This window comes from Caulobacter sp. RHG1, assembly GCF_013181195.1.
Taxonomy (GTDB): Bacteria; Pseudomonadota; Alphaproteobacteria; order Caulobacterales; family Caulobacteraceae; genus Caulobacter.
Genome location: NZ_SMZP01000003.1, coordinates 580,275 through 598,924, shown reverse-complemented (window position 1 = coordinate 598,924; position 18,650 = coordinate 580,275). Strand labels below are relative to the sequence as shown.

The 18,650-nt window shown below is 67.6% G+C and carries 12 protein-coding genes; 6 read left to right on the top strand and 6 right to left on the bottom strand.

Annotated elements, in window-relative coordinates; genetic code table 11:
* Positions 1-76: 76 nt before the first annotated feature.
* The gene (locus E1H18_RS10600) at positions 77-877 is read right to left on the bottom strand and encodes an undecaprenyl-diphosphate phosphatase (RefSeq protein WP_172267327.1); all 801 of its coding nucleotides are present in this window, start codon (positions 875-877) and stop codon (positions 77-79) included.
* Between the two features lie 266 nt (positions 878-1,143).
* Here E1H18_RS10600 and E1H18_RS10595 point away from each other — a divergent pair, with 266 nt between their 5' ends.
* The gene (locus E1H18_RS10595) at positions 1,144-2,592 is read left to right on the top strand and encodes an NAD(P)-dependent oxidoreductase (RefSeq protein WP_172267324.1); all 1,449 of its coding nucleotides are present in this window, start codon (positions 1,144-1,146) and stop codon (positions 2,590-2,592) included.
* Between the two features lie 18 nt (positions 2,593-2,610).
* On the top strand, positions 2,611-7,134 hold the full coding sequence (gltB, locus tag E1H18_RS10590) for a glutamate synthase large subunit (protein ID WP_172267321.1): 4,524 nt from the start codon (positions 2,611-2,613) through the stop codon (positions 7,132-7,134).
* Positions 7,135-7,185: 51 nt separating this feature from the next.
* Here the strand turns inward: gltB and E1H18_RS10585 are convergent, their stop codons facing one another.
* Complete coding sequence (locus tag E1H18_RS10585; RefSeq protein ID WP_172267318.1) at positions 7,186-7,623, bottom strand: PaaI family thioesterase; 438 nt, start codon at positions 7,621-7,623, stop codon at positions 7,186-7,188.
* A gap of 100 nt (positions 7,624-7,723) precedes the next feature.
* Here E1H18_RS10585 and E1H18_RS10580 point away from each other — a divergent pair, with 100 nt between their 5' ends.
* Positions 7,724-9,334 (top strand): cisplatin damage response ATP-dependent DNA ligase, encoded by a 1,611-nt coding sequence (locus E1H18_RS10580; RefSeq protein WP_172267315.1) that lies wholly within the window; start codon positions 7,724-7,726, stop codon positions 9,332-9,334.
* 65 nt (positions 9,335-9,399) lie between these two features.
* Entirely contained in the window at positions 9,400-11,154 is a 1,755-nt protein-coding gene (locus E1H18_RS10575; protein WP_172267312.1) for an ATP-binding protein, read from the top strand.
* On the opposite strand, the gene E1H18_RS10570 is transcribed toward E1H18_RS10575, so the two are convergent.
* Positions 11,151-12,401: a multidrug effflux MFS transporter gene (locus E1H18_RS10570; RefSeq protein WP_241735967.1), complete on the bottom strand. Its 1,251-nt coding sequence runs from the start codon at positions 12,399-12,401 to the stop codon at positions 11,151-11,153. The genes E1H18_RS10575 and E1H18_RS10570 overlap by 4 nt on opposite strands.
* 126 nt (positions 12,402-12,527) lie before the next feature.
* Between E1H18_RS10570 and E1H18_RS10565 the strand changes: the two genes are divergently transcribed.
* On the top strand, positions 12,528-13,709 hold the full coding sequence (locus tag E1H18_RS10565) for an MFS transporter (protein ID WP_172267309.1): 1,182 nt from the start codon (positions 12,528-12,530) through the stop codon (positions 13,707-13,709).
* Here the strand turns inward: E1H18_RS10565 and E1H18_RS10560 are convergent.
* Positions 13,706-14,866, bottom strand: coding sequence for a DegT/DnrJ/EryC1/StrS aminotransferase family protein (locus E1H18_RS10560; protein WP_172267306.1), 1,161 nt, complete (start codon positions 14,864-14,866; stop codon positions 13,706-13,708). The two genes, E1H18_RS10565 and E1H18_RS10560, sit on opposite strands and share 4 nt — an antisense overlap.
* A gap of 127 nt (positions 14,867-14,993) precedes the next feature.
* On the opposite strand from E1H18_RS10560, the gene E1H18_RS10555 reads away from it, so the two are divergent.
* On the top strand, positions 14,994-15,983 hold the full coding sequence (locus E1H18_RS10555) for a mechanosensitive ion channel family protein (protein ID WP_172267303.1): 990 nt from the start codon (positions 14,994-14,996) through the stop codon (positions 15,981-15,983).
* Here E1H18_RS10555 and E1H18_RS10550 read toward each other — a convergent pair.
* A complete protein-coding gene (locus tag E1H18_RS10550; RefSeq protein ID WP_172267300.1) occupies positions 15,910-17,088 on the bottom strand; it encodes a PLP-dependent aspartate aminotransferase family protein in 1,179 nt (392 codons plus the stop codon). The two genes, E1H18_RS10555 and E1H18_RS10550, sit on opposite strands and share 74 nt — an antisense overlap.
* Before the next feature lie 157 nt (positions 17,089-17,245).
* The gene (locus tag E1H18_RS10545; RefSeq protein WP_172267297.1) at positions 17,246-18,640 is read right to left on the bottom strand and encodes a cystathionine beta-synthase; all 1,395 of its coding nucleotides are present in this window, start codon (positions 18,638-18,640) and stop codon (positions 17,246-17,248) included.
* Positions 18,641-18,650: the final 10 nt, after the last annotated feature.

Sequence of the window (18,650 nt, the reverse complement as noted above, 5' to 3'; positions counted from 1 at the left end):
TTTGCGCGAATTTCACAGCCATACGATCTGGATCCCGGCCTTCGCCGGGAAGATCGGACTTTGGAATGGCTGCCGACTATCGCGGGATGTACAGCGCCGCGAGGCCCACCACGCCCACCGCGATCCGCCAATAGGCGAACGGCGCGAAGCCGTGGCGGGTGATGAAGTTCAGCAGCGATTTCACCACGAACACGCCCGAGATCAGCGCAGCGACGAAGCCGATGGCGATCAGGTTGATGTCCTTGGCGCTGAGCAGGTCGATGTTCTTGTAGAGGTCGTAGGCGAAGGCGCCGGCCATGGTCGGCATGGCCAGGAAGAAGCTGAACTCGGCGGCCGAGCGCTTATCGCACTTCAGCAGCAGCGCCCCGGCGATCGTCGCGCCAGAGCGTGAGACGCCCGGCACCAGGGCCAGGCACTGGAAGACGCCGATGATGAAGGCCGTCTTCAGCGGGTACTGCGACACATCGGTATAGCGCGGCTCGAACTTCATGCGGTCCAGGCCCAGCAGGATGAAGCCGCCGACGATCAGGGTGGTGCAGACCAGGGTCGGGCTCTCATAGAGCACGGTCTTGATGAAGTCGTGGGCCAGAACCCCGATGAACACCGCCGGCAGGAAGGCCAGCAGGATGCCGATCACGAACCGACGCGAGCCCGGATCGGTCGGCAGGGTGGTCAGAAGACCCCACAGGCGGCCGAAATAGACGCTGGTGATCGCCAGGATCGCGCCCAGCTGGATCAGCACCTGGAAAGTGTTGCCCGGGCTGTGGAAGCCCATGAAATGCCCCGCCAGCAACAGGTGGCCGGTCGACGAGACCGGGATGAATTCGGTCAGGCCCTCGATCAGGCCCAGTACGAGTGCGATCAGCCAATCCGGCATGGAAATCCCCACCTGCGTTTTCGACGCTTGCCATTCAGACGTTGGCCCCGGCGTGCGCCTTCTACGGTAAATACGTCGTTAATCCACAAAGTGGACCACTTTTTGCCTTAGCTGCGAGTCGATCTCAAAGACCCCACCCAAGACGCGGATATATAAGTCTACATATTTGACCAACACATTTTTCTTGCCTCGAAGAGTCCGTAAGAGGCCGACCAGAGCAATTTTTCTCCCAATGGAAACCCCTGGGCGAAGACGAGGAAAGTCGCATGGCCGAGCGCATGCTGAAATTCACGACGGTAGCCCGCACGACGCCTGAAAAGCGCGCGGCTGCCGAGCGTTCGGGCGACTTCCACGAGATCTACGCCGACTTCATCGACGCCAAGGCCACCGAGCAGGCCTCGCGCTGCTCGCAGTGCGGCGTGCCGTTCTGTCAGACCCACTGCCCTCTGCACAACAACATCCCTGACTGGCTGCGAATGACGGCCGAAGGCCGCCTGGAAGAAGCCTACGCCCTGTCGCAGGCGACCAATTCGATGCCGGAAGTCTGCGGCAGAATCTGCCCCCAGGACCGCCTGTGCGAAGGCAACTGCGTCATAGAGCAGTCGGGTCACGGCACCGTGACGATCGGTTCGGTCGAGCGTTACCTGTCGGACAAGGCCTGGGAACTGGGCTGGGTGAAGCCGCTCGTGGCTGGTCCCGCCCGTGGCCAGTCGGTCGGCGTCGTCGGCGCGGGTCCGGCCGGCCTGGCCGCTGCCGAGAAGCTGCGCGAAGCCGGCTACGACGTCACCGTCTATGACCGCCACGACCGGGCCGGCGGCCTGCTGATCTACGGCATCCCCGGCTTCAAGCTGGAGAAGGACGTCGTCGAGCGCCGCACCCAGCGCCTGGCCGATGGCGGCGTCGTCTTCAAGCTCGGTTTTGAAGTCGGCAAGGATGCGACGCTGGAAGACCTGCGCCAGAAGCACGACGCCGTGCTGATCGCCGTCGGCGTCTATGCCGCCCGCGACCTGACCGTCCCCGGCGGCGGCAGCAAGGGCGTCTCGCCCGCGCTGGACTATCTGATCGCCTCCAACCGCCTGAACCTGGGCGACACCGTGCCGGCCTTCGAGTCGGGCGAGCTGAACGCGCAGGGCAAGGACGTCGTGGTGATCGGCGGCGGCGACACCGCCATGGACTGCGTCCGCACGGCCCTGCGCCAAGGCGCGGCCTCGGTCACCTGCCTCTATCGCCGCGACAAGGCCAACATGCCCGGCTCGATGCGCGAAGTGGCCAACGCCGAGGAAGAAGGCGCGGCCTTCGAATGGCTGGCCGCCCCGCGCGCCCTGTCGGGCGAAGCCGAGGCCGTCACCGGCGTGCGCGCCATCCGCATGCGCCTGGGCGCCCCGGACGCCTCGGGCCGCCAGAGCCCCGAGGAAATCCCCGGCGGCGACTTCGATCGCCCGGCCCAGCTGGTGCTGAAGGCCTTGGGCTTCGAGCCTGAGAACCTGCCCGAGCAATGGTCGGCCCCCGACCTGAAGGTCACGCGCTGGGGCACGGTCAAGGCCGACGTCCGCAACCAGATGACCAATCTCGACGGCGTGTTCGCCGCCGGCGACATCGTGCGCGGCGCCTCGCTCGTCGTCTGGGCGATCAAGGACGGCCGCGACGCCGCCGACGCCATCCATCGTTACCTGCAGGCCAAGGTCGGCGCGCCCGCGCTGATCGCGGCGGAATAAGAAGAGGACCGCAAGACCATGAGCGAGATGGACCTCTATCTGAAGAACCGCCAGGCGCTGATCGACGGTCACGCCTATGACCCGACCACCGAGCGCGACGCCTGCGGCGTCGGCCTGGTCTGCGCCATCGACGGCCAGCCGCGCCGCGAGGTCGTCGAACTGGCGATCAAGGCCTTGAAGGCCCTGTGGCACCGCGGCGCCGTGGACGCCGACGGCAAGACCGGCGACGGCGCCGGCGTGCTGGTCAGCGTTCCGCAGGACTTCTTCATCGATCAGGTGCGCCGCACCGGCCACGCCCTGCGCCAGGGCCCGATCGCCGTCGGCCAGATCTTCCTGCCGCGCACCGACCTGGGCGCCCAGGAGACCTGCCGCACGATCGTCGAGGCCGAGGCCCTGCGCTTTGGCTTCTACATCTATGGCTGGCGCCAGGTGCCGGTCGACACCTCGGTGATCGGCGAGAAGGCCAACGCCACACGTCCGGAAATCGAGCAGATCATGCTGGCCGGTCCGGCCGGCCTGGAAGGCGAGGCGCTGGAGCGCGCCCTGTTCCTGTGCCGCAAGCGCATCGAAAAGCGCGTCCACGCCCAGAACATCACCGACTTCTACATCTGCTCGCTGTCGGCCAAGTCGCTGATCTACAAGGGCATGTTCCTGGCCGAGGCGATCGACGAGTTCTATCCCGACCTGAAGGACGAGCGCTTCACCGCCGCGGTGGCGATCTTCCACCAGCGCTATTCGACCAACACCTTCCCGCAGTGGCGTCTGGCCCAGCCCTTCCGGATGCTCGCCCACAACGGCGAGATCAACACCATCAAGGGCAACATCAACTGGATGAAGTCCCACGAGATCAAGATGGCCGCCCAGGCCTTCGGTGAGTTCGGGGACGACGTGAAGCCGGTGATCCAGCCGGGGGCCTCCGACAGCGCCAACCTGGACAACACCTTCGAGGTGCTGGTCCGCGCCGGTCGCGACGCGCCGATGGCCAAGGCCCTCCTCGTACCCGAGGCCTCGAACCCGAAGATGAAGGACGCCCACAAGGCGCTCTATTCCTACTGTAACGCCGTGATGGAGCCGTGGGACGGTCCGGCCGCCCTGTGCGCCACCGACGGCCGCTGGGTCGTGGCCGGCAAGGACCGCTCGGGCCTGCGTCCGCTGCGCGTGGCCTATACCGACGACGGCCTGGTGATCATGGGCTCGGAAGCGGGCATGTGCGGCGTCGAAGAAAGCCGCATCACCCGCAAGCTGGCCATCGCGCCGGGCCGCATGCTGGCCATCGACCTGGCCGAGGGCCGCCTCTACGGCGAAGACGAGATCATCGACGAACTGGCCGGCCGCCACCCCTACACCGAGTGGCTGGGCAACATGGTCGATCTCGAAAAGGAGATCGCGCCCGGTCCCGAGCCGCGCAAGTACGGCCGTGAAGAGCTGACCCGCCGCCAGGCAGCCGCCGGCTATTCGCTGGAAGACCTGGAAATGGTCCTGGCCCCGATGGTCGAAGAGGGCAAGGAAGCCGTCGGCTCGATGGGCGACGACACCCCGCTGGCGGTGCTGTCGGAGAAGTACCGTCCGCTCAGCCACTTCTTCCGCCAGAACTTCAGCCAGGTGACCAACCCGCCGATCGACCCCCTGCGGGAAACCGGCGTCATGAGCCTGAAGACCCGGTTCAAGAACCTGGGCAACATTCTCGCGCAGGACGCGGCGCAGGCGGACGTCTACGTGCTGGAAAGCCCCGTGCTGACCACCGGCATGTACATCCGCATCCACGAGCTGCTGGGCGAGAAGAACGTCGCGGTCATCGACTGCACGATGCCGCTGCCGGCCGCCGAGGCCCGGGCCGGCGACGCCCTGCGCGCCAACCTCGACCGCATCCGGGCTGAGGCCGAGGACGCCGTCCTGCGCGGCTGCGGCGCCATCGTCCTGACCGACGAGGCCAGCGATGAGGGCCGCGTGGCCCTGCCGATGATCCTCGCTACGGGCGGCGTCCACGCCCACCTGGTCGCCAAGGGCCTGCGTTCGTACGTGTCGATCGTGGTCCGTTCGGCCGAGTGCCTGGACACCCACTACTTCGCGGTGCTGGTCGGCGTCGGGGCCACGGCGGTCAACGCCTATCTGGCCCAGGAAAGCTTCCAGGATCGCCTGGAGCGCGGCCTGGTCGGCGACAAGACGCTCAAGGACGTCTGCCTGAACTTCAAGGGCGCCATCGAGGGCGGCCTGCTGAAGATCATCTCGAAGATGGGCATCAGCGTCATCTCCTCGTACCGCGGCGGCTACAACTTCGAAGCCGTCGGCCTGTCGCGCGCCATGGCCGCCGAGTTCTTCCCCGGCATGCCCTCGCGCATCTCGGGCATCGGCTTGGCCGGCATCGAGAGCAAGACGGTCGAACTGCACCGCAAGGCCTGGAACACCGCCGCCGTCACCCTGCCGGTCGGCGGCCTCTACAAGCTGCGCCGCTCGGGCGAGGCCCACGCCTTCGAAGCCCGCCTGATGCACACCCTGCAGACGGCCTGCGACACCGGCGATTTCGAGCTCTATCGCCGCTGGTCCAACGGCCTGCGCACGCAAAAGCCGATCCAGCTGCGCGACCTCTTGGACTGGCGCTCGGACCGCAACCCGATCTCGACCGACGACGTCGAAAGCGTCAACGAGATCCGCAAGCGCTTCGTCACGCCGGGCATGAGCCTGGGGGCGCTGAGCCCCGAGGCCCACGGCGCCCTGAACATCGCCATGAACCGCATCGGCGCCCGCTCGGTCTCGGGCGAAGGCGGCGAGGACAGCGCGCGCTACAAGCCGCTGCCCAACGGCGACAACCCCAACAGCGCCATCAAGCAGGTCGCTTCGGGCCGCTTCGGCGTCACCGCCGAATATCTGAACCAGTGCGTCGAGCTGGAGATCAAGGTCGCCCAGGGCGCCAAGCCCGGCGAGGGCGGCCAGCTGCCCGGCTTCAAGGTCACCGAGATGATCGCCCGCCTGCGTCACTCGACGCCCGGCGTGATGCTGATCAGCCCGCCGCCGCACCACGACATCTACTCGATCGAGGACCTGGCCCAGCTCATCTATGACCTGAAGCAGATCAACCCGGTCGCCCGGGTCACGGTCAAGCTGGTCGCGGCCACCGGCATCGGCGCCATCGCCGCTGGCGTCGCCAAGGCCAAGGCCGACGTGATCCTGGTCGCCGGCGGCGTCGGCGGCACGGGCGCCTCGCCCCAGACCTCGGTCAAGTACGCCGGCGGTCCGTGGGAGATGGGCCTGTCGGAAGCCAACCAGGTGCTGACCCTGAACAACCTGCGCCACTCCGTGGTCCTACGGGCCGACGGCGGCATGCGCACGGGCCGCGACGTGGTCATCGCCGCGATGATGGGCGCCGAGGAGTTCGGCATCGGCACCGCCTCGCTGGTGGCCATGGGCTGCATCATGGTGCGCCAGTGCCACTCCAACACCTGCCCCGTAGGCGTCTGCACCCAGGACGAGGCCCTGCGCGCCAAGTTCACCGGCACGCCGGACAAGGTCATCAACCTCTTCACCTTCGTGGCTGAAGAAGTCCGCGAGATCCTGGCGGGCCTGGGCTTCAAGAGCCTGCAGGAAATCGTCGGCCGCACCGACCTGCTGGCCCAGGTCAGCCGCGGCGGCGAGCACCTCGACGACCTCGACCTCAACCCGCTGCTGGTCCGCGCCGATCCTGGCTCGAACAAGCCGTACAACACGGTCGTCGGCCGCAACGCGGTGCCGGACACGCTGGACGCCCAGATCGTCCGCGACGCCGCCCCGCTGCTGGAGCGCGGCGAGAAGATGCAGCTGACCTACACGGTCCGCAGCACCGCCCGCACCATCGGCACCCGCACGTCCAGCCACATCGTCCGCAAGTTCGGCATGAAGGGTCTGCCTTCGGGCCACCTGACCGTCCAGCTGAAGGGCTCGGCAGGCCAGAGCCTGGGCGCCTTCGCGGTCCAGGGCCTGCGTATCGAACTGACCGGCGAGGCCAACGACTATGTCGGCAAGGGCCTGTCGGGCGCGACGATCGTCATCAAGCCCGCGCGCGGCCTGGCGGCGCCGGAGACCAACGCCCTGATCGGCAACACCGTGCTGTTCGGCGCCACCTCGGGCCGACTGTTCGCGGCGGGCCAGGCCGGCGAACGCTTCGCCGTCCGCAACTCGGGCGCGGTGACGGTGGTCGAAGGCTGCGGCGCCAACGGCTGCGAGTACATGACCGGCGGCCAGGTGGTGATCCTGGGTCCGACGGGCAGCAACTTCGGGGCCGGCATGACCGGCGGCATGGCCTTCGTGCTCGACCAGCACGATCGCTTCCAGGACAACATCAACCCCGACAGCATCGTCGTGCAGCGCCTGGCCTCGCCCTATTGGGAAGGCGTGCTGCGCTCGCTGATCGCCGAACATGCCCGCGAGACCGACTCCGCTTTCGCGGCGTCGCTCCTCCGGGACTGGGACCGCGTACGGGATCAGTTCTGGCAGGTCTGCCCGAAGGAAATGATCAGCCGCCTGTCTCAGCCGCTGGCGGCCGAGGAAGCGGTGCACGAGCGGGCATAAGCGCATTGGGTGAAAGTGTGGGCGCTTTCGTCCGCCAAATGCGCGCCAGAATCAGGCTGCGGCTTTAGCTTCGAGCAGCTTGAAGGTTGCACGGGCGCGCGCGACGGGGACCCCGTCCGCGCGCACCGTCGCCTCGGCGAAGCAGATCGACCGACCCAGCTTGATGAAGTCGGTGTCGAATTCGAGCCATTGGCCCAGCTTCGCCGAGCCTAGATAGTCCAGGGTCAGCGACACCGTGACCAGGCCGCCGGCGGAGAAGCCCGCAGTCGCCAAGTTCGCGCCCAGCGACAGGCCCATGGCGTTGTCGGCCAGGGCCGCCAGGAAGCCGCCATGCGGCATGTTCCGAGAATTGCAGTGCGCCTCACGAATCCGAGTCGCCAGCACCAGCCGGTCCGGCTCGGCCCTGGCGTAAAGCGGCTCCCACGGTTGGGTGATCGGGCTCTTGCGGGTGTGCGGGGCGAAGCCCTCGGGGATCGCGTCGTCGGTCATCGTCGCCTCGACCTCAAATTCAAACATCTGTTTTAATCTAGCATCGAACACGCTCTTGCGCGAGCCTCCCGCTGAACGAACCGGGGCTGTTCGACATTCCATGTCCATGCGCGCCTTCGCCCACCTGCTCGACCGGCTGTCCCTGACTGCGTCTCGCAACGCCAAGCTGACCCTGATCCAGGACCATCTGCGCCAGACGCCGGACCCGGATCGCGGCTATGCCCTGGCGGCCCTGACTGGCGCGCTGTCGTTCAACGCCGCCAAGCCGGCCTTCATCCGCAAGGCCGTCGAGGCGCGGATGGACGCCCAGCTGTTCGCCTGGTCCTACGACTATGTCGGCGACCTGGCCGAGACCGTCGCCCTGGTCTGGCCGGAGCGTCCAGGCGCGAACCGGCCGCCAGAGCTGTCCGAAGTCATCGAGGCCCTGCGCACGGCCTCGCGGCCCGAGGTCCAGCGGCTGATCGAGGGCTGGCTGGACGCCCTGGACGCCGACGGCCGCTGGGCGCTGCTGAAACTGATGACCGGCGGCCTGCGGGTGGGGGTGTCTTCACGCCTGGCCAAGCAGGCCTGCGCCAACTTCGGCCAGGTCGAGATCGGCGAGATCGAGGAGATCTGGCACGCGCTGGAGCCGCCTTACGGTGATCTGTTCGCCTGGCTGGAAGGCCGCTCCGAACGCCCCTCCCCCGACGCGCCGGGCCGCTTCCGGCCGGTGATGCTGGCCCAGCCGATCGACGAGGACGTCGACTTTCCCAAGCTGGATCCGGCCGCCTACATCGCCGAATGGAAATGGGACGGCATCCGCGTGCAGGCCGTGGCGGAACGCGGCGAGCGGCGGCTCTATACCCGCACCGGAGACGACATCTCCGCCGCCTTCCCCGACGTGATCGAGGCCATGGATTTCGAGGGGGCGATCGACGGCGAGCTGCTCGTCCTGCGCGACGGCGCCCTGGCCCCGTTCGGCGACCTGCAGCAGCGGCTGAACCGCAAGACCGTCGACGGCAAGCAGCTGGCCAGCTTTCCGGCCGGCATTCGCGCCTACGACCTGATGCTGGACGGCGAGGAGGATTTGCGCGCCCTGCCCTTCGTGGAGCGTCGCGCACGGTTGGAAGCCTTCGTCGCCCGACTGACGACGCCACGCATCGATCTGTCGCCGCTGCAGCCGTTTTCGACCTGGGAGGAGCTAGCGGCCCTCCGCCTGGACCCGCCCGAGGGCGACGCCCGGCTGTCGGAGGGCCTGATGCTCAAGCGCCGCGATAGCGTCTACGAGCCCGGCCGACCGAAGGGCCCGTGGTTCAAGTGGAAGCGCGACCCTCACCTGATCGACGCGGTGCTGATGTATGCCCAGCGCGGCCACGGCAAGCGCTCCAGCTTCTATTCCGACTACACCTTCGGCGTCTGGCGCGAGGATGAGGAAGGCCGGCGGGCGCTGACCCCGGTCGGCAAGGCCTATTTCGGCTTCACCGACGAGGAGCTGAAGCTGATCGACAAGTTCGTCCGCGACCACACGATCGAGCGCTTCGGGCCGGTGCGCTCGGTGCGCGCCGACCTGGACTTTGGCCTGGTGTTCGAGGTCGCCTTCGAGGGCCTGCAGCGCTCGACCCGACACAAGTCCGGCGTGGCCATGCGCTTCCCGCGCATCAACCGTATCCGCTGGGACAAACCCTCGCGGGAAGCCGACGAACTCAAAACGCTAGAGGCCATGCTCGACTGAGACGGTAGCGTTCACAACTCGTTTGCCTTGTGCCCATACGCAAGGTTGCGAGGGAGTTTACGCCCATGTCTTCGTTCCTAGCGTCCCTGACGCCGCATCTGGCCGTCAACGCCAACGAACGCTACCGGCAAGTCTATTCTCGGGTCGGCCTGACCGTGCTGCTCTCCTGGGCGTTCAGCCTGATCGGCCGCCCGGACCTGATCGCGCCCTGGGTGGCCGTCAGCCTGTCGGTGCAGCTTCTAGAGTTCGTCGCCGTACGCCCGTTCGCCAAGGGCCGCTTCCCGACCCGTCGCCTGGAGGCGCGCGTCGTCTTCATGCTGTTTGCGATGATCGCCATGGCCGCCGTCCACGCCGGGGTGGTGCTGATCTTCTGGCGCAGCGGCCAGCCCGCCCTGATGGCTTTGGCGCTGATGGTCGTGGTCGGCGGGGCGCTGAACAATGTCGGTTCAGGCGTCGACAGCCGGCCGCTGTTCTATTTGGGGGCCGCGCCCTATGCGGTCGCCTTGATCAGCATGCCGGTCATGGCCTGGCGCTCGGCCCAGGAGCAGGTCGCCGTGCTGTCGGTCTGCGTCGCCTTCTTCCTGCTGGCCCTGCACACCATCTGGGGCCGGATGCACAACGACCGCCGCGCCGTCGTCGCCGCGCGGGAGGAGGCCGACCGCCGCCGCATCCAGACCGAGGAAGCCCTGTCGGACCGCACCGCCATGGCCGCCATCGTCTCCCACGAGCTGCGCACCCCGCTGTCGGCGATCCAGGCCGGCGCCCACCTGATCCGCGCCGGGACCAGCCCGACCCAGACCTACGCCACTGCCGACCTGATCATCGACGCCGGCCATCTGATGACCGGCCTGCTGACCGACATGCTGGACCAGGCCAAGATCGAGGCCCGGGCCATGAGCCTGGAAGACCGAGACTTCGACGTGCTGGGCGCGATCCGCGACGCCACCCGTTTCTGGGGCGCCAACGCCAAGGCCAAGGGCCTGTGCTTGCGTGAACCGCCCGGCGAACAGCCTTCGGCCTGGGTGCGAGGCGACCCGTTCCGCCTGCGCCAGATCCTCAACAACCTGCTGTCCAACGCGGTCAAGTTCACCGAAGAGGGCGTCATCGCCCTGGCTCTGACGACCACGCCCGTGGGCGGCGACCAGATGCGCGTCGAGATCGAGGTGCAGGACAACGGCCCCGGCATCGCCACCGACGTCATGAACCGGCTCTTCACGCCCTACACGCAAGCCTCGCAGGAAACGGCGCGGACCTATGGCGGCACCGGCCTGGGCCTGGCCGTCAGCCGCCAGCTGGCCCGGCTGATGGGCGGTGAGCTGGACGCACGGCCCGGCGCCGAGCGGGGGGCGATCTTCCGCCTGACCCTGACCTTGCCCGCTGGCCGCGAGGAAGAGGTCCCGCGCCGCACCCAGGCTGTCGAAACCTCGACGCCCGACATCGGCGCGATGCGGATCCTGGCCGCCGACGACCACGAGGTGAACCGCCGGACCCTGGCCTTGGTGCTGGAACCGCTGGGCGTGCGCCTGACCACCGCCACCGACGGCCTGGAAGCGCTCAAGCGCCTGGAGGCCGAGCCCTTCGACGTCGTGCTGATGGACGTCAACATGCCGGGCATGGACGGCCGCGAAGCCACCCGCCGCCTGCGCGCCGGCAGCGGTCCCAATCGCGACATCCCGGTCATCGGCTTCAGCGCCGGCGTGGCCGAAGACGAGGTGCGGGCCTGCCACGAGTCGGGCATGACGGACTGGCTGGCCAAGCCGCTGGACATCCGCGCCCTCTATGCCGCCCTCGACCGCGCGGGGACCCGGACCGACGCCTAGTGCGCGGCTGAACCCGCTGAAGCCACGTGGGTAGTCTGGAACAGACGGCCCTTCTCCGTGGCCAGCACGGTCAGCAAGCCCGCCAGACCAAAGCCTGCGAAGCCCAGGGTCAACGGCACCACGGTGCCGTTGAAGCTCTGGCCGATCATGAAGCCGGCCAGCGCCCCGCCGATCGTGGTGATGAAGCCCTGCAGCGACGCGGCGGCGCCGGCCACGTGGCCCAGGGGCTCCATGGCGATGGCCCCGAAGTTGGACATGGTCAGGCCAAAGCAGAACATCATCCCCCCCTGCATGATGGCGAAGGTCCACAGGGTCTCGTGGCCGGTCATGGCGATCACGGCGTGAACGGCGGCGAAGGCGATGAAGCCAATCAGCGCCCAGTGCGAGACCTTGCGCATGCCCAGCTTCTCGACGATCCGCGCGTTCAGCAGCGAGGATACGGCCATGGTCCCGGCGATGCAGGCGAAGACCAGCGGGAAGATCGCCTCGGCGTTCAGCACCTGGGCGAAGACCTGCTGGGCCGAGTTGAGGAAGCCGAACAGGCCCGACAGCACCAGCGCCGAGGCGATCGTGTAGCCCATGGCCATGCGGTTGGTCAGGACGACCTTGAAGGCCGAACCGATACCCTTCACCGAGATCGGGATACGGTCTTCGACGTGCTGGGTCTCGGGCAGCTTCAGCACGGTCCAGATCATCACCGCCACGCCCGACAACGCCAGGACGCCGAAGATCCAGCGCCAGGAGGCGAACAGCATCACCGCCTGGCCCAGGGCCGGGGCGATGATCGGCACGGCGAGGAAGACGATGAACACCAGCGACATCACCCGCGCCATCTGACGGCCGGCATAGCAGTCGCGGACGATCGACACCGTCAGCACCCGCGTCGCCGCCGCGCCCAGGCCACACAGGAAGCGGGCCAGCAGCAGCATGTCGAAGGTGGTGGCGAAGGCGCACAGGGCGGCGAACACGGTGTAGAGCGCCAGGCCGGCCAGGATCACCGGCTTGCGGCCGTAGCGGTCGGCCAGCGAGCCATAGGCCAGCTGCGCCACGCCAAAGCCCAGCAGGTACGAGGTGATCACCCACTGGCGGGCGTTCTCGTCGGCCATGCCCAGGTGCTCGCCGATATTGGGCAAGGCCGGAAGCATGGAGTCGATGGCCAGGGCGTTGGTGGCCATCATCGCCGCGATCAGGGCGACGAATTGCTTGAAGCCCATGCCGGGATGCGGCGAAGGCGTTGTGTCTGACATGGGATTTCTCGCGGATCCGACGCCCCGGATCCGGCGAGACGCAACGGGGGCGATATAGGGCTTGTCGTTGATCAAGCCAACGGTGGCCATCGCATTGTAGGCGGAAAGGCCTATATAGCCGCCGCAATGATCCAAGCTTCCCAAACCGGCGGACTGAGCCGCGGCCTGACCCTGGCCATGGCCGCCGCCACCGGCATCGCCGTCGCCAACATCTACTATAGCCAGCCGACGCTGGGCCTGATGCTGCGCGACATGCCCGGTCAGGCCACGGCGATGATCCCGACCGCGACCCAGGCTGGCTATGCGGCGGGCCTCTTCCTGCTGGTGCCGCTGGGCGACCTGATCGAGCGTCGCAAGCTGATCGCCTTCCAGTTTCTGGCCCTGGCCCTGGCGCTGGTCGCGACCGCCCTGGCCCCGACCCCAGGCCTGATGATCGTCGCCTCGCTGCTCCTGGGCGCGGCGGCGACCGTGGCCCAGCAGATCGTACCGTTCGCCGCCCACCTGGCCTCGCCCGAAAAACGCGGCGCGACGGTGGGCACGGTAATGGCAGGCCTGTTGTGCGGCATCCTGCTGTCACGCACCCTGGCCGGCTTCGTCGCCGCCCATGCTGGCTGGCGGGCGATGTTCTGGCTGGCGACGCCGGTGGCCTTGGCGGCCGGCGGCTGGATGGCGATGAAGCTGCCGCGCAGCCATCCGCAGGGCGGCCTCTCCTACGTCACACTGATGATCTCGCTGGGCCGCCTGTGGTCCGAGTTCGGCTCGCTGCGCCTGGCCGTCGTCACCCAGGCCCTGCTGTTTGCGACCTTCACGTCGTTCTGGACCATCCTGGCCCTGCATCTGCAGAGCTACCACCTGGGCTCGGACATCGCCGGCCTGTTCGGGGTGATCGGCGCGGTGGGCATCCTCGCCGCGCCCCTGGCCGGCCGCATCGCCGACAAGCGCGGCCCGCGCCCGATCATCGCCGCCGGCGCGGCCCTGGCCCTGCTGTCCTGGCTGATCCTGGGCTTCTGGCCGGGCGTGGCCGGCCTGGTGGTCGGGGTCATCCTGCTGGACTTCGCGATCCAGAGCGTCCTCGTCTCCAACCAGCACATCGTCTACGCCCTACGGCCTGAAGCGCGCGCCCGGCTGAACACCGTCTTCATGGGCGGCATGTTCGTCGGCGGCGCAGCCGGCTCGGCCGTCGCGGTGATGCTTTGGAAATCCGCCGGCTGGACCGGCGTCTGCGCCATGGCCGTGGCCCTGACCGCCTCGGCGACGGGCCTGCAGGCGATGAACCTGCTGCGCCGCCGCCGTCTGGCCGCCGCCTAGCCCTTAAAGGTCACGATGGCGTCGATGATCTTCTGCTGATCGGCCTGGCCCAGATAGGGGTGCATCGGCAGGGCCAGCACGGTCTCGGCTTTGGCTTCCGTCACCGGCAGGCCGCCAGCGCCGCGCGGGAAGGCCGCATAGGGCGCCTGCACGTGCATCGGAACGGGATAGTAGACCGCCGTCGGGATCCCTTCCGCCTTCAGATGCGCGGCCAGGCCATCGCGGTTCTCGTGCTCGATCACGTACTGGGCCCAGACCGAGACGCCGCCGTCGATCACGCCCGGCGTGGCCAGCACCGCGCCCTTCAGGCCCTGCGCATAGCGATCGGCCACGGCCTGGCGCAGCGTGATTTCCTCGGCAAAGATCGCCAGCTTCTCGATCAGGATCGCCGCCTGGAGGGTGTCCAGCCGCGAGTTCATGCCGATGCGGGTGTTCAGATATTTCGGATCGTGGTCGAAGGACTTGCCTTCCAAGTCCGGACCGACCGCCTTGCCATGGACGCGGTAGCTGTCCATCAGGTCCCACAGCACCGGATCATTGGTCAGCACCGCCCCGCCGTCGCCGTAGCAACCCAGCGGCTTGGCCGGGAAGAAGCTGGTGGTGGCCACATCGGCCCAATGCAGCGGGTGCTTGCCGTCCAGCGTGCAGCCGAAGCCCTGGGCGCTGTCGGCGATCAGCTTCAGGCCTTCCCGGTCGCAGATCGCCTTGATGGCCGGATAGTCGGCGGGCTGGCCGAACAGGTCGACGGCGATGACCACCTTGGGGATCAGCTTGCCGTCGGCCTTCACGCCAGCAATGGCGGCTTCCAGCTTGGCGGGGTCGAGGTTGAAGGTGTCGGGCAGGATGTCGACGAACACCGGCGTCGCATCGACCCACGGCACGACTTCCGGCGTCGCGGCGAAGGTGAAGGACGGGCAGAACACCGCGTCGCCCGGCCCCACGCCCCAGGCCATCAGCGGCAGGGCGATGGCGTCGGTGCCATTGGCGCAGGACAAGGCCAGCTTGGCCTCGCCGAACGCGGCCAGCTTGGCCTCGAACTCACGAACCTGCGGACCCATGACATAGGCGCCGCTGTCCAGCACCGTGGCGATCGCGGCGTCGATCTTGTCGCGAATCCGGCGCTGCTGCGCGGCGAGGTCGATGAAGGGCATGCTCATGTCGCGCTCTCTAGGACCCGTTCGCGGCGATTTCGAGCCAAATGGTGTAACCGACTGTTTCCAGATCGGAACGGTTCTGGTCGCGCTTTCGTTGACCGCAAAGCGCGGGGGCGCTTACGAGAACCTCATGAAGACCAAACCGAGCATCCTCCCGGAGGACACCTCCCTGCCGGCCATCGCCAACCTCCGCGCCGACGAAACCATGCTGGGCCATTTCCTGGACTGGCTGGGCAAGGTGGCGGTGAACCTTTGCGTCGCCGCACTGATTCTGGTGGTGACCTTCTGGGTCGCCGGCTGGGCCTCCAAGTTCATGCGCCGGACGCTGAACCGCGTGCACCGGAACAATCCCGACCAGACGCTGGAGAGCTTCGCGTCTTCGCTGGCCCGCTACGCCATCGTCGCCATCGGCCTGGTGGCGGTGCTCCAGCAATTGGGCGTGCAGGCGACCTCGATCATCGCGGTGCTGGGCGCGGCCTCGCTGGCCATCGGCCTGGCTTTGCAGGGCGCCCTGTCGAACGTGGCGGCCGGGGTGATGATCCTGCTGTTCCGCCCCTATCGCGTCGGCGACGTCATCGAGACGGCCACCCGCCAGGGCACGGTCAAGTCGCTGGACCTGCTGTTCACCGAGATCGCCACCTTCGACAACGTCAAGGTGATGATCCCCAACAGCAAGGTGTTCGGCGACGTCATCCTCAACTACTCGACCCACCGCACCCGGCGCGTGGACGTGCTCTTCAAGGTGCCGCTGAAAACTGACCTGGTCGCCGTGCTCAAGCGCATGCGCGAACGGGCCGAGAACGATCCGCGCATCCGCAAGGACCCGGCGGTGATGATCGAGGTCACCGACCTGTCGGAGGTCTACGCCCAGGCCGCCATCCGCGCCTGGACGGCGGCGGCCGACTTCGGTTCGGTCAAGACCGACCTGATGCTGACCGCTCACCTGCTGGCGGACGATCCGGCGCGCGAGGATCTGCCGCCGCCGCGCGCCACCAAGGCCAAGGACCCCTCCCCCGCCATGCCCGGCGAGGGCGAGCATCACCTGTTCAAGCTGCCAAGGCCGCGTCGAGGTCGGAAATCAGATCCCGGCAAGACTCAATCCCCACCGAAAGCCGAATAAGGCCGTCCGAGATGCCTAGCGCTGCCCGCTGATCGGCCGGGATCGAGGCGTGAGTCATGATCGCCGGATGCTCGATTAGGCTCTCGACCCCGCCCAGGCTCTCGGCCAGCGTGAAAAGGCGCGTGCGTTCCAAGAGCTTGCGGGCCGGGGCCAGGCCGCCCTTCACCTCGGCCGAGATGATGCCGCCAAAGCCGTTCAGCATCTGGCGCTTGGCCAGGTCGTGCTGCGGGTGGCTTTCCAGCCCCGGATAGATCACCCGCTCGATGCCTGGATGCCCCTCCAGCCAGCGAGCGATCTCCAGGGCGCTGTCGCAGGCCCGCTGCATGCGCAGGGCCAAGGTCTTGACCCCACGCAGCGCCAGGAAGCTGTCGAACGGTCCCAGCACCGCGCCGACGGCGTTCTGCAGGAACTTCATCTGCTCGGCGAGCGCGGCATTGTCGCCGACCACCGCCACGCCGGCCACCACGTCGGAATGGCCGTTCAGATATTTGGTCGCCGAATGCATGACGATATCGAAGCCCAGCTCCAGCGGCCGCTGGACATAGGGGCTGGCGAAGGTGTTGTCGGCGACGGTGATCAGGCCGTGCTTTTTCGCCAACGTCGCGATGGCGGCCAGATCGGCCAGCCGCAGCATCGGGTTAGTCGGGGTCTCCACCCAGATCATCTTCGTGGCCGGCGCGATCGCCGCTTCGATCGCCGACAGATCGGCCATGTCGACGAAGCTGAAGGTCAGGCCCGCCGAACGCTTGCGCACCTTGTCGAACAATCGGAACGAGCCGCCATAGAGGTCGTCGCTGGCGATCACGTGCGCCCCGCTGTCCAGGGTCTCCAGGATCGTCGACGCCGCCGCCAACCCCGAAGCGAAGGCGAAGCCCGCCGTGCCGCTCTCCAGGTCGGCGATCGAGCGCTCGAAGGCGAACCGCGTCGGATTATGGCTGCGGCTATACTCGAACCCCTTGTGCTCGCCGGGGCTCGATTGGGCGTAGGTCGAGGTCGCGTAGATCGGCACCATCACCGCGCCGGTCGTGGGGTCCGGAAACTGGCCGCCGTGAATGGTGCGGGTGGCGAAGTCCAGACGGTTCTTGCCGGGGATGTCTTGGGTCATTCTGGGTCCTTGAGCCGCCGTGCGTCCTTCGAGGCTCGCGCTATCTTCAGGATTGGCGCGGGCGCCTCAGGATGAGGGCTGGGGTTGGCCTGTCATTTCAGAAATCCTCATCCTGAGACGCCTTTCGTCAGAAGGGCCTCTAAGGACGCAGGGTCTCTCAGCTCGCCATCCGCAGGTGATTGATCAGGTCCACCCGGGTGATCACGCCCAGGAATTCCTCGCCGTCAACGATCAGCGCGACCTCGTCGCGGTCGAAGACGTCGGGCAGGGTGTCGACGCCCTGATGGGCCTGCAGGGTGCGAACCTCGCGGGTCATGGCTTCGCCGACCGGGGTCTTGAAGCGCAGGGCGCGGTCGTCGTCCTCGACGGCGGCCAGGATGTCGCTCTCGTCGAGAATGCCGACCAGCCGGCCGTGATCGACCACCGGCAGCTGGCTGATGTCGGACGAGCGCATGCGGTTGTAGGCGGTCATCAGGGTGTCATCGGGACCGATCGCCACCACACCGCCGTCGGCGTAGCGCTTGGCGATCAGGTCGCGCAGATCGCCGTGCAGTTCGCGGTCGTCGAAGCCGTGCGCCGCCAGCCACAGGTCGTTGAACATCTTGGTCAGGTATTTCGAGCCCGTGTCGCAGACGAGCGTCACCACCCGCTTGGCTTCCGTCTGTTCGCGGCAATAGCGCAGGGCCGCGGCCAGCAGGCAGCCCGAGGACGAGCCGGCCAGGATGCCTTCCTTGCGCAGCAGGGTGCGGGCGGTCTCGACGCTTTCTCGGTCGCTGATCGAATAGGCCTTCGACACCAGATCCATCTGAGCGTTGGCCGGGATGAAGTCCTCGCCGATGCCCTCGACGATCCAGCTGCCGGCCTCGCCGAAAGTGCCGGTCTCGACATAGTCGCGCAGGATCGAGCCTTCGGGATCGGCCAGCACCATCTTTGTCTTCGGCGAGTGGGCCCGCATGTAGCGGCCGATGCCGGTCAGGGTGCCCCCCGAGCCGACGCCGACGACGATGGCGTCGATGTCACCGCCCATCTGGGACAGGATCTCGGGACCGGTCGTGGTCTCGTGGGCGTGGGGATTGGCCGGGTTCTCGAACTGGTTGGCGTAGAGCGCCCCAGGGATCGACTGGGCCAGGCTCTGGGCCATGTCCTGATAGTACTCGGGATGACCCTTGCCGACGTCGCTGCGCGTCAGGCGCACGTCCACGCCCATGGCCCGCAGATGCAGGATCTTTTCCCGCGCCATCTTGTCGGGAACCACCAGGATCAGCTTGTAGCCCTTCAGCGTGGCCACTTGCGCCAGGCCCAGGCCGGTATTGCCGGCGGTGGCCTCAATGATCGTCCCGCCGGGCTTCAGCCGGCCATCGGCCTCGGCCGCGGCGATCATCGCGCGGGCGACTCGGTCCTTGATCGAGCCGCCGGGGTTTTGATTTTCCAGCTTCAGGAACAGCCGGCACGGGCCAGTGTCGAGGTGCTTGACCTCGATCATCGGCGTGCGGCCGATCAGGTCGAGGGCGGAACCGGCGATCGCCGGAAGGCCGTTTTCGGGGTCGTTCATGGCGCGTCTC